This window comes from Deefgea salmonis, from assembly GCF_020531905.1.
Taxonomy (GTDB): domain Bacteria; phylum Pseudomonadota; class Gammaproteobacteria; order Burkholderiales; family Chitinibacteraceae; genus Deefgea; species Deefgea salmonis.
On record NZ_JAJAWG010000012.1, the window covers coordinates 41,098 to 53,460 of the forward strand.

The 12,363-nt window shown below is 49.5% G+C and carries 8 protein-coding genes; 7 read left to right on the top strand and 1 reads right to left on the bottom strand.

Annotated features, from left to right (window positions below; genetic code table 11):
* Nucleotides 1–102: 102 nt before the first annotated feature.
* The 4 genes from LG219_RS13705 (at nt 103) to LG219_RS13720 (ending at nt 5,783) form a co-directional block, all read left to right on the top strand.
* Nucleotides 103–1,446 (top strand): esterase-like activity of phytase family protein, encoded by a 1,344-nt coding sequence (locus tag LG219_RS13705; protein ID WP_226765018.1) that lies wholly within the window; start codon nt 103–105, stop codon nt 1,444–1,446.
* Between the two features lie 253 nt (nt 1,447–1,699).
* Complete coding sequence (locus tag LG219_RS13710) at nt 1,700–2,629, top strand: methylenetetrahydrofolate reductase (protein ID WP_226765019.1); 930 nt, start codon at nt 1,700–1,702, stop codon at nt 2,627–2,629.
* 344 nt (nt 2,630–2,973) lie between these two features.
* The gene (locus tag LG219_RS13715; protein ID WP_226765020.1) at nt 2,974–3,582 is read left to right on the top strand and encodes a nucleotidyltransferase domain-containing protein; all 609 of its coding nucleotides are present in this window, start codon (nt 2,974–2,976) and stop codon (nt 3,580–3,582) included.
* 302 nt (nt 3,583–3,884) lie between these two features.
* Nucleotides 3,885–5,783: an ATP-binding protein gene (locus tag LG219_RS13720; protein WP_226765021.1), complete on the top strand. Its 1,899-nt coding sequence runs from the start codon at nt 3,885–3,887 to the stop codon at nt 5,781–5,783.
* A 688-nt stretch (nt 5,784–6,471) separates the two neighbouring features.
* Here the strand turns inward: LG219_RS13720 and metH are convergent.
* On the bottom strand, nt 6,472–10,230 hold the full coding sequence (metH, locus tag LG219_RS13725) for a methionine synthase (protein WP_226765022.1): 3,759 nt from the start codon (nt 10,228–10,230) through the stop codon (nt 6,472–6,474).
* A 197-nt stretch (nt 10,231–10,427) separates the two neighbouring features.
* On the opposite strand from metH, the gene LG219_RS13730 reads away from it, so the two are divergent.
* The 3 genes from LG219_RS13730 to fabI all read left to right on the top strand — a co-directional run bounded on the left by LG219_RS13730 (nt 10,428) and on the right by fabI (nt 12,315).
* Nucleotides 10,428–10,757 (top strand): hypothetical protein, encoded by a 330-nt coding sequence (locus LG219_RS13730; RefSeq protein WP_226765023.1) that lies wholly within the window; start codon nt 10,428–10,430, stop codon nt 10,755–10,757.
* A gap of 100 nt (nt 10,758–10,857) precedes the next feature.
* Nucleotides 10,858–11,289, top strand: coding sequence for a hypothetical protein (locus LG219_RS13735; protein WP_226765024.1), 432 nt, complete (start codon nt 10,858–10,860; stop codon nt 11,287–11,289).
* Between the two features lie 255 nt (nt 11,290–11,544).
* Nucleotides 11,545–12,315, top strand: a complete 771-nt coding sequence (fabI, locus tag LG219_RS13740; protein WP_226765025.1) for an enoyl-ACP reductase FabI — start codon at nt 11,545–11,547, stop codon at nt 12,313–12,315.
* Nucleotides 12,316–12,363 lie beyond the last annotated feature (48 nt).

A 12,363-nucleotide genomic window follows, 5' to 3' on the forward strand; every position in this document is an offset into this window, starting at 1 on the left:
CGGCGCTAGAAGCTTTTTATGCTTGCAGATTAAGTTGTCATCGATATGTCATTGAACTGACTTAATATCGCAATCCATCATCAATTCTTTTGCGGGTTTGGCATGTTGAAGTTATCGCTCATTACTTTATTGCTCGCTGGTGCTGCCCATGCGGCGCCGTTGTTTGAAATGCAGCAGGTTGATCATCCGGCGATTGCTTCGATTGAGCGCTACACCTTGCAAAGCCCAAGCACTGAAAATATCGTTTATCACGGTGAATTTGCCAGCGCCTTTCCACAAGGATTTAGTTTTGCGCCGGGCTCAGGCTTGGGATTTAAAAAAATGGATCGCGACGGCACTTTGTATTTTTGGGCCACCGGTGATCGTGGCCCCAATGGTGACGCGCCTAAAGTGCAAGTAGGGGATAAAAAGCGCGAAGCCAAATTCTTTTTGGCCCCCGATTACGCGCCGCGCTTTGCTGAAATCAAAGTTCGCCGCCAGCGTTCTGCCGACGTGATCTCGAGCAAGCCGTTTTTAATTGATGGCCAAGTCGCTAGCGGTCTGCCATTGCCGCAAGGCCGCGTTGGCGCTACTGGCGAAGTGGCACTCAGCGACACGCTGAAAACGCTAGACGCTAGCCCACGCGGTATTGATCCCGAAGGCATTGTGGCCGGCAAAAAAGGCCAATTGTGGGTGGTGGATGAATACGGCCCATTTTTGCTGCAAGTCGATGCCGCCAGCGGCAAAGTGTTAAAGCAACTCGCCCCCGGCGCGGGCCTGCCTGATGTGATCAAACATCGCCAAGCCAATCGCGGCTTTGAAGCCGTCGCCTTTACACCCAATGGCAAAGTGTATGCCATGCTGCAGTCGACGCTGAATATCGACGGCGAAACCAAATCCAGCGCCCAATTTATCCGCTTGGTTGAATATGACCCAAGCAGCGGCGCAACACGCACCTTGGCCTATCCTTTAGATGTCGACGCGTATAAAAAAACTGCCGACGCCAAAATTGGCGATTTGGTCGCCATCGACAACACGCACTTTGCCTTGATTGAGCAAGGTAAAGGCAAAGATAAACAGCTGCGCAATGTGCTGTATGTGATTGATATCGCGGGTGCTGATACGCTGGCGCCCATCGCGGGCAAAGAGCCGGAATACGCCAGCAAAGCCGATTTAGCCAATGTCAAAATGATCCGCAAACAACGCGTGCTGGACTTACGCGAACTGGGCTGGCAAGCCGAAAAAGCCGAAAGCCTCGCCTTATACAATGGCGGCATCGCCATCATGAACGACAACGACTTTGGCCTAAAAACCGAACTCGCTAGCGGCAAAGACGTTGATGATGTTGTCATCGACAACGGCCAACTCCCCAACAACGAACGCCTGGTCGTCAAACCGAGCAACGAAGCCACCGATCTGTGGCTACTCAACCTGAAACAACCCCTGAGCCACTACTACCCAAAGTAAACATATCGCCGATAACCCTCCAAGCTTGGCCCCGCAGATGCGGGGTTTTTTTATGGGTATTGCTAGCTAGGCTTTGATGATGATGGTCTGCGGTTAAATACCTCGATATAAAGGTTTAGCCGTAGGGCGGCTTAACCACAGGCGTAACCCGCCAACCCGCTTACGGTGTTACACCGCATAAGCCGATTAAGATTTTTTGTAATTATTCGGTCAAAACTGCGTAAAATCGCAGCAAACGAATCCGAGTCTATTCATGCCTAATTCATTGCACACCAAAATCGCTCAACGTCAGTCTGGTATCTTGCTGTATGGCATTACGCCGCCCAAGGCCAATAACACGCCGGAAAAAATCGCCGAGATTGCTGCGCTGCAAATTGAACGCATTGCGCCGCTGGGCTTGGATGGCTTGGTGTTGTATGACATTCAAGACGAGGCCGATCGCACGGATGCCACGCGGCCGTTTCCATTTATGGCGACGCTCGATCCGCGGGTATATAGCCGGGATTACCTTGCGGCGTTAGACATGGCCAAAGTGGTGTACCGCTGCGTGGGTAAGTATTCGCCTGAGCAATTTGGCGCTGATTTGCTGGCGATGAACGATGGCGTGTCGGTGTTTGTTGGCGCGGCCTCTCGCCAGCAGCAGGTATCGCTCACCGTGGCCCAAGCCTACGCGCTGCGCCGCGAGGTGAATCCCCAGCTGCTAGTCGGTGGCGTGGCGATTCCTGAGCGGCATTTGGTCAAAAACGACGAGCATCTGCGCGTGGCGCATAAGGTGACGGAGGGCTGCTCTTTCTTTGTAACGCAATGCGTGTACAACGTTGAAGCGGCCAAGAATTTTTTGTCGGATTACTACTACGCTTGCCAACAAACTGGCACGGCGATGGTGCCGATTATTTTCACCATTACGCCATGCGGCTCGGTGAAAACGCTGGAATTTATGCAGTGGCTAGGGATTAGCATTCCCAAATGGCTAGAGAATGACCTGATTCATTCTGGTGATATTTTGGCTAAATCACTGGATGTATGTAAGGGTATATTCGCCGAGCTGTTGCAATACGCTGGCGAGAAGGGCATACCTGTTGGCTGCAATATTGAGAGCGTTGCCATTCGTAAAGACGAAATCGAAGCCTCACTGCAATTGGTGCGTGATGTGCAGCAGATGTTTGTAGCCAATCAGGCGTAAGCGCCCGAGCGATTCTGCTTTGGCTTGATCTATTTTGCCACCGCCTAAAAAATCACCCCAAACCTCGCATCCGCGAGGTTTTTTTATGGGTATTGCTGGCTAAGCATTGCTCAGCAACACCTACAGTCAAATACATCGCTGCCGTAGGGCGGGTTAGCCTTTAGGCGCGCCCCGCAGCAAGTCCCCTTGGGGGATAAGCCGCCAATCCGATGCGGTAATCACTCATCGCAATCAGCGCGGGTCTCGACCCGCCCTACATGCCGGCATCCAATCAAACCCATTTTGGGTTTGATCATACCCAAAATGGGTTTGATTTCTTGACCATACCCAAATTGGGTTTTATCATGCCCAATATGGGTACTTATACAGATGCGCTTTTTAGCAAAACTCAGCAGCGGGTGCTGGCGGTGTTGTTTGGCCAGCCGCAACGCTCTTTCTATGCCAACGAAATCATCGCCTTGGCGGGCGGCGGCTCGGGCGCGGTGCAGCGCGAGCTGGCTAAATTGGCCGATGCGGGGCTGATTAAATCGCAGCGAATTGGCAATCAAAAACATTATCAGGCCAATGCCGATGCGCCGATTTATGCCGAGCTACGCAGTATTGTGGTCAAAACCTTTGGACTCGCTGACGTTATACGTGTGGCCTTGGTCGATATTTGGCCGCAGATTGAGCTGGCCTTGGTGTATGGCTCGGTGGCCAAGGGCAATGAACACGCCGCGAGTGATATTGATTTAATGGTCGTGGGCGAGCAGATATCGCATGCGCAATTGCTGGCAGCATTGCTACCGGCGCAGCAAACTTTGGGTCGCCCTATCAATCCAACGCTCTACACTGCTGCAGAATTCGCCCAGCGCGTGATGGAAGGACGATCGTTTATTCGCCGCGTGCTGGAGCAGCCGAAAATTTTTGTAAAGGGGAATGAGGATGATATCGCCCGACTTAGCGCCGCTTGAAAATCTGGCGAAGATTGGCAAATTAAAGCCCGAGCCATCCGATGCACGCGAATCGGCAGGGTTGATCCGCTCGGCCACGGTTCGGTTGCATGATGCGCGCAATAAATCAAAGGGGTCAGACTCGATTGATTCCACGGAAAACTAGAAATCAATCGATTCTGACCCCATTGATTTTTGTAAATTTAGCAAACTTCAATTAATTTGCTGACTGCACACTTGCAAAAGGTATATGCTTCTAATGCGCAAAGTTGATTACTTTTTATTTTATAGCGGCATCAATCTTTACAATTTTGGAGTCAATCGTGGATATCGAAACATCAAATGCAATTAGATTATTTTTTCCAAATCCGTCATTGTCTCTTGTATTTTTTGAAGCTATCGCAAATGCATTTGATGCCGATGCTACAGAAATAAAAATTGATATAAATCTAACCTCATTTGATGTGTCAGAATCATTAAAAGTGACAATTGAGGATAATGGCAATGGTTTCACGGATGAAAATTTCGATAGATTTAAAAGTCTTCTAAAACCTAGAGACAAATATCATAAGGGAGTTGGCCGATTAGTATTTTTGAATTACTTTCATCAAGTAGAAGTAATTAGCACACTAGAAAACCAAGTGCGATCATTTGTTTTTAAAGATAAATTTGATGGCTCGTATCTAAAAAATGAAACAACCAACAAAAACAATAGAACAAAATCAACAAAATTAATTTTTACAGGGTTCGCAAACAAACAAATAAAGTCATATGATGATATAAAACCCGATACTCTGAAAAAAAGAATAATAGAACACTTCTTACCAATGCTAAGTGAGTTCAATAGAATTGGCAAAAAATTTACTATACAAATTAACCTAGAAACGCTAGAAAGCAATGCGACAAAAGACTTCTTCACTAAAGAAACAACAATAAAACCAGAAGACTTACCTACACTTTCTGTTATTAACATAAGCAACATTGGTATTGATGCTATTTCAACAATAGAGATGCACTATCATATACAGAAAACCAAAGAAAAAAGCAATCTACTTACAGCGGTTTGTATTGATGGAAGAACAATACCAATTAATCTAATTCAAACTTCAGCGATACCTTTCGGATATTCAGTGGTATTTTTATTTGTTTCTGATTTTTTTCATGCAAAATCAGATAGCTCTCGTCAGAAATTATCTGTTCCAGATGGCATAAACGAAAATCGACTTTACAAAATGTTTAGAAATGAAATATCCACAGTACTTTCAAAAGAAATACCAGAAATAAACAAAGAAAACTTCAAAGTTAAAAAACAATTTGAAACAAAATTCCCCCATCTATTAGGATACTTTGACGAAAATACTGTAGGACTTATTGATAAAGACGAAGCTCTCAACAACGCAAACCAACAACTTTTTTCAACTCAAAAAGAACTACTTCAGTGCGATAAAATGGATGATGCCACATTCAAAAAATACCTCGACATTTCATCCAGAGCCCTAACCGAATACATCCTTTATCGCGAAGGAATTATTGAGAAAATGAAAGGGATGACGGAAAGTAATTCAGAATCCGATCTGCACAATTTAATTGTTCCGAGATATCAAGAGTACAGACAAGAAAAGATGGCCAACGAAATTTACCAAAACAATGCTTGGCTACTTGATGATAAATTTATGACATTTAGAACTGTTCTCAGCGAAGCAGATATGGGGAAAGTAATTAATGCAATTAGCTTAACGGATGATAACGTAGAAGAAAATGGAAGACCTGATATTGCAATGATTTTTTCTGCTGACCCTAATGATAAAAATCCCGTAGATGTTGTCATAGTAGAGATAAAAAAGAAGACCGACAACGAGAAGGAAAATATTTATGCAGTCAATCAGCTGCTAGACAGGGCTCAAAAATTAGTAGATTTTTGCCCTAACATTCAACGAGTTTGGTATTACGCTTTGATTCAAGTAAATGAAAATCTTTCAAATCGTTTAAGACAAATGAAGTGGGCTCCTTTATTTTCAAAAGGTAAAGTTTTTTATCAAGAATTTGAAACATATAGAAAAGACTCAAAAATTGTTCCAACACCAACATTTATTATGTCATTTGATGCATTGGTATCAGATGCTGAATCTAGGAACCATGCATTTTTAGAGGTACTAAGAAATACAATTAAAAAACATGTTGCCCTTAATTCGAATGCTATAGTTAGTAAATTAGAAATATAATTACACTTAGCAAAGCTTTATAGATCCCGTTTTGTCGGTCAAGTATTTGGTGCTTAGCTTGAGCGATAAGACGACATTTACGGTATTGATGTATTTGCTTGCAAGCCTTTATTTGCAATGTTTAGAGAGCAATACATCGATTTAAAATCAAACCTCGTTGCGCTGCGGGAGATCCCGTGTAGCAAGCCGAGCGAGGAACAAGCGGGGCGGGGTTTTTGCGATCATTGTTTGAGGCCGCAGGCCGAGTTTTGATCGCAACCGCCTCGATTGTCCGCAGCGAGGTGTGGCGCAGCTTGGCAACTTGTTGCCTTAGCGCAGCCCATGGCCTTAGGCCAGCACGGGCGTAGCCCGCGCAGATACTAGGGCGGATTTCTTTTGCTTACTTTTCTTGGCCGCTCAAGAAAAGTAAGTGCCGCGCGGCATTAGCGCGACTCACTATGCAAGATCACCATTCATTCAGATGAAACAAAAAAGCCTCGCATCCGCGAGGCTTTTTCGTACCATGTACGGCGCAATGGATTAGGGTGCTGAAAGCTACGCGAATCGTGCCGTTGCGATGCTTATTTGCGGCGTATTCGGCGCAATTCGCTGCGCTCATTGCGCCCTACGGTTTTTGCGAATTAAAAAAGCCTCGCATCCGCGAGGCTTTTTGATGGGTATTGCTGGCTAACTAATATTCAACAAAACCTTAAGCCACATACCCCAAGTTTGGCGCTAAGTCGCGCTCGGCTTGCACTAAGCTCACGCCACGGCGTTGGGCGTAGTCTTCGACTTGGTCCAAGGTGATTTTGCCGACGCCAAAGTAGCGCGATTCGGGGTGGCTAAAGTAAAAACCACTGACCGCTGCGGTTGGCAACATGGCGTAGCCTTCGGTGAGCGTCATGCCGATGTTCGGCGCATTGAGCACTTTGAATAAATCGACTTTTGGCGTGTGGTCAGGGCAGGCTGGGTAGCCCGGCGCTGGGCGCACGCCGACGTATTTTTCGTCGATTAAATCGTCGTTGCTGAGCGCTTCATCTTTGGCGTAACCCCAAAGTTCAGTGCGAACGCGGTAGTGCATGTGTTCGGCAAAGGCTTCGGCAAAACGGTCGGCTAGCGATTTAAGCAAGATGGCGTTGTAGTCGTCGTTGGCGTCTTCAAAAGCTTTAACCGGCGCATCAATGTCGATGCCGCCGGTGACGGCAAAGGCGCCGATATAGTCGGGCACGCCGCTTTCTTTGGGGGCGATAAAGTCGGCCAAGCACCAGTTGGGTTTGATTTCACCGGTTTTGGGTTTGGGTAATTGCTGGCGCAGATTGTGCCAAGTCATGATGGGTTTGCGCTCGGCGGCGGCGGCTTGGTCGACTGAAGTCGACCCTACATCACTTGGATCGTAGAGCTCGATGTCGTCGTGATTGACGCTGTTTGCGGGGAAAAAGCCAATTACGCCAGCGGCGGCAATCCATTTTTCATCGATGATTTTTTTCAGCATTGTCTTGGCATCGGCGTACAAGCTACGCGCGGCTTCGCCGACGATTTCGTCTTGCAAAATGGCCGGGTAGCGGCCGTGTAATTCCCAGCTTTGAAAGAATGGCGTCCAGTCGATAAAGGGCTCGATATCAGCCAAGCTATAGTCGGTATATTCACGCACGCCAAGAAAACTAGGCTTTGGCGGGGTATACGTCGACCAATCTGGGCTGAACTTATGCGAGCGCGCCTCAGTCAAGCTAATCAATTTAGTGCGATCTTTGCTGGCAAAAATCTCCCGCGCCTTGGTGTATTCGGCTTTCACGCCAGCCACAAACGCGGGTTTTAACTCATCGCTGAGTAGATTCGAGCACACGCCCACCGCGCGGCTGGCGTCGGCAACGTAGATGACTTGGTCGTTTTGATAATGCGGCTCGATTTTAACGGCGGTATGCACTTTGGATGTGGTTGCGCCGCCAATCAGCAGCGGAATGGTAAAGCCTTGGCGCTGCATTTCTTTGGCCACGTGGCTCATTTCTTCCAGACTTGGCGTAATCAGCCCCGATAGACCGATGATGTCGGCGTTGATTTCGCGCGCGGTATCAAGGATTTTTTGTGCCGGCACCATCACGCCCAAGTCGGTGACTTGATAGTTATTACAGCGCAGCACTACGGCGACGATGTTTTTGCCAATGTCGTGCACATCGCCTTTGACGGTGGCCATCACAATCACGCCTTTGGCGGGTGCGTCTTGCAGGCCGAGGGCGATTTTTTCGGCGTCGATAAACGGCTCTAAATGCGCCACGGCGGCTTTCATCACGCGGGCGGCTTTTACCACTTGCGGCAAGAACATTTTGCCGGCGCCAAACAAATCACCGACCACGTTCATGCCGGTCATTAAATGGCCTTCGATGACATGAATCGGCCGTTCCACTGAGACGCGAGCGGCTTCGGTGTCTTCGACGATAAAGGTGGTAATGCCTTTGACGAGCGAATGGGTAATGCGCGCTTGCAGCGGTAATTCGCGCCAGCTTAAGTCTTCGCCTTTGGCCACATTGGCGTCGCCTTTAAACGATTCGGCCAGCGTAATTAAGGCCTCCGTCGCGGCAAGGGCATCGTCGGTCTGCATCAACACCACCGATTCAATCGCATCGCGCAGCGTTTTCGGTACTTCGTCGTAGGTTTCGAGCGCACCGGCGTTGACGATCCCCATCGTCATGCCTTTGGCAATGGCGTGGTACAGGAATACGGCGTGAATCGCTTCACGTACTTTGTTATTGCCACGGAACGAGAACGAGACATTCGAGACGCCGCCGCTGATTTTGGCGTGCGGCAGATGGTGCTTAATCCAGCCAGTGGCTTCGATAAAATCAAGGCCGTAGCGTGCGTGTTCGTCGATGCCGGTGGCAACGGCAAAAATATTCGGGTCAAAAATAATATCGGCGGGGTGAAAGCCAATTTCGTCGACCAAGATGCGGTAGGATTTTTCGCAAATCTCGATTTTGCGCGCATAGGTGTCGGCTTGGCCCAGCTCGTCAAACGCCATCACGATCACGGCCGCGCCGTACATTTTGAGCAATTTGGCTTGCTCAATAAATTTGGCAACGCCTTCTTTCATCGAGATCGAATTGACGATGCATTTGCCCTGCACGCATTTAAGGCCAGCTTCGATGACTTCCCATTTGGACGAGTCGATCATGATGGGTACGCGGCTAATATCGGGCTCGGCAGCAATTAGGTTGAGGAAGGTGACCATCGCCTTGTGGGCGTCGAGCATGCCTTCGTCCATATTAATGTCGATAATCTGCGCGCCGTTGACCACTTGTTGCCGTGCCACGTCGAGCGCGGCGGTGTAGTCGCCAGCCAAAATCAAGCGCGCAAAGGCTTTTGAACCGGTGACATTGGTGCGCTCACCCACGTTCACAAATAAATCGTGGTCGCCGATATTAAATGGCTCTAAACCAGAAAGCCGGCATTTGGCTTCGATGCTGGGTTTTTTACGCGGCGGCAAGTCTTTGACCGCTTGATACATCGCGGCAATATGCTCGGGCGTAGTGCCACAGCAGCCGCCGATAATATTGGCAAAGCCCGATTCGGCCCATTCGCGAATGTCGACGGCCATCATGTCCGGATCAAGATCGTAGCCGGTGGGCGCGAGTGGATTGGGCAAGCCTGCATTGGCGTGGACGGATACATAGCAGTCCGAAATCCGGCTCATTTCTTCTACATACGGGCGCAGCAAATCGGGGCCGAGCGCGCAATTCAGACCAAACGAGATCGGGTCGGCGTGGCGCAGCGAATTATAAAAAGCTTCGGTGGTTTGCCCGGTCAGCGTGCGGCCAGATTGGTCGGTAATGGTGCCGGAAATCATAATCGGCAATTCTTCGAGCTCGGGGCGATCGGCGAAGTATTTCTTGATGGCAAACACCGCCGCTTTGGCGTTGAGCGTATCAAAAATGGTTTCCACCAATAAAATATCCGCGCCACCTTGCACCAAGCCATCGATGGCTTCGAGGTAGGTTTCGACCAACGCATCAAACGTCACATTGCGAAAGCCCGGATCGTTTACATCCGGAGAGATCGAGCAGGTGCGGCTGGTGGGGCCGAGTACGCCAGCGCAAAAGCGCGGTTTTTCTGGGGTTTTCGCCGTTTGCGCCACGCACAGGTCTTTAACCACTTTGGCGGCAGCAAAATTGAGCTCCCAGACTAATGCTTGCATTTCATAATCGGCCATCGCAATCGCGGTGCCGTTAAAGCTATTGGTTTCGATAATATCCGCGCCAGCATCAAGGTAGGCTTGGTGAATATCGCTAATGATCTGTGGCTGGGTCAGCACCAGTAAATCGTTATTGCCTTTGACGTCGGTATGCCAATCGGCAAAACGCTCGCCACGGTATTGCGCTTCATCGAGCTTATATTGCTGGATCATCGTCCCCATGCCGCCATCCAAAATCAGGATGCGTTGTTCAAGTAAGCTTTGCAGTTGCGCGAAACGAGTCATGAATGAATCCAAAAAAAATAAGGCGATGAACCTGACACTTTACCATGCAAAAGCGGGCTTGCCTTACCACTAACCGCGATTTTCCGCAGCAAAAGGTGACTATTTTGGTAAAAATGCCGCGCTAGAGCGGACTTAATACATTTTTTATCGCGATTGAGCGGCTTAAGCTAAGCGTATGATTTAGTGGAGTTCTTCCTATGCCGCGTGCCATTGCTATGCCCACCCTGAAAGTACCGAGCGTGTCGCGGGTTCATCCGCTGTCAGCGCGCACGTCAGCGGCGGATTCTCAGGCTTGGCAGGCAGAAATCGCGGCGGCCAAGCAGCGCTCAGCACCCAATCGGGTCTTGGCGGCGCAGCGGGTGGATTTACAAAGCAAACCGATTAGCACTTTTCCGCATCTATCCTCGATGCTGATTCAGCAAATGCAGCCAAATCGTGGCGTGTCGCAAGCTCGAATGATGGCTTATCAAGCGGTTGCTGACGATTCGTCTACTGAAGTGGGTCAGCGTGTTGATTTATTGGCTTAATTGCTGATTTCACCTGTTATCGGCTAAGGCGCGTGATTGCCGTGTTCGGCTGGTGATGACGCCGCTATGCTGCAGTATGTTGGTTTTACGGTGGCGCATGATGTCTGAGATGATGGTTTCCCGCACTAACCCTTTAGCTCGCGCAGCCAATGGCATGAATAATGCCGCTGCGGCGATGCTTGAGTTGCAAAAATCGCCGCGATCCGACTCTTCCAATCGGCCCGATCAGCCCGAGCCGTCGGATTTAGCGTCGCGCCGCAGCGCAGAAAAACCACCGGTAGATGCGGTGTCGATTTCGGCAGAGGCCAAGAAAAAGCAATCCGAAGACGCTGAACAAATCGCCAGTCGCCAAACTGCACTGAGCCCTGCACCGCCAGCAGCGGAGGCGAAAGCGGCCGAGCCCGCCGCTGAATCCACGTCAAAAAATACCAACTCTCGCCCAGCCGCAGTGGCTGCCGCGCAATATGCGCAGCAACAAGCTAGCGCCAATGCCCAAGCCCGTTCTGCGCCCAATCTGAGCGAATCCGCTTAGTCGCGGTATTTATGCCATCGACCTCTGGATCGTGAGATCGGTGGTCGATTGAGTCTGCTGGCGTTCAATTCCCATATATTTTGTTTTGCCGCAAAGCGATGGCGCTTGCTGGTTGGCTTGGTAAAAAGCGCATATCAGCAGGCTGAGCATGCGAGTATGATTTTTGCTCAAGCGCGTCGGGCTATTGGCATTTTGTCGCGTGAGGTAGCGGATTGTTTTTCGGCCAGCGAATGGCTTGTATGGATGGAGAAAGTAATGACGGTAGGTTCTTTAGCAGGAAAAGTCGCACTGGTAATGGGTATTGCCAACGAAGATTCAATCGCCTACGGCGTGGCCAAAGCGTTAAAAGCGCGTGGTGCTGAATTGATTTTGACGTACCAAACCGAGAAAACGCTGAAGTATATTCAGCCCATCATCGATGAATTGCAGCCCGGCATCGTGCAGTTGTGCGATGTGCAAGATGAGGCGGCGATGGCGGCGGTGTTTGCCGCGATTGCGCAAAAATATACGCGGCTGGATATCGCAGTGCATTCGATTGCTTTCGCGCAAAAAGACGATTTACATGGCCGCGTCGTCGATAGCTCGGCGGCCGGTTTTGCTTTGGCAATGGACGTTTCTTGCCATTCGTTTATCCGCATGGCGCACCGTGCTGAGCCTTTAATGGACCAAGGCGGCACGCTATTGGCGATGAGTTATTACGGCGCAGAAAAAGTCGTCCCCAATTACGGCATGATGGGGCCGGTGAAGGCCGCGCTGGAATGCGCGGTGCGCTATATGGCCACTGAGCTTGGCCCGAAAAAAATCCGCGTGCACGCGGTGTCTCCCGGCCCAGTTAAAACCCGCGCCGCCAGTGGCATTCGTGAGTTTGATTTGTTGATTAGCAATGGCGCGGGTAATGCGCCACTGCGCGAATTGCCAGGGATTGATGACGTTGGCGAGGCGTGCGCCTTTTTGTGTGAAGACGGCGCCGCGCGGATGACCGGCAGTACTTTGTATATTGATGGCGGGATGAATATCCTCGCTTGATTAGCGGTAGCGTGTTTTGCAGCCATAAAAAAATACCCCAGTTTAAGC

Excerpts from the sequence above, each read along its gene's own strand:
- LG219_RS13705 (WP_226765018.1), top strand. The coding sequence starts at position 103 with ATGTTGAAGTTATCGCTCATTACTTTATTGCTCGCTGGTGCTGCCCAT.
- LG219_RS13710 (WP_226765019.1), top strand. The coding sequence starts at position 1,700 with ATGCCTAATTCATTGCACACCAAAATCGCTCAACGTCAGTCTGGTATC.
- LG219_RS13715 (WP_226765020.1), top strand. The coding sequence starts at position 2,974 with ATGCCCAATATGGGTACTTATACAGATGCGCTTTTTAGCAAAACTCAG.
- metH (WP_226765022.1), bottom strand. The coding sequence starts at position 10,230 with ATGACTCGTTTCGCGCAACTGCAAAGCTTACTTGAACAACGCATCCTG.
- LG219_RS13730 (WP_226765023.1), top strand. The coding sequence starts at position 10,428 with ATGCCGCGTGCCATTGCTATGCCCACCCTGAAAGTACCGAGCGTGTCG.
- LG219_RS13735 (WP_226765024.1), top strand. The coding sequence starts at position 10,858 with ATGTCTGAGATGATGGTTTCCCGCACTAACCCTTTAGCTCGCGCAGCC.
- fabI (WP_226765025.1), top strand. The coding sequence starts at position 11,545 with ATGACGGTAGGTTCTTTAGCAGGAAAAGTCGCACTGGTAATGGGTATT.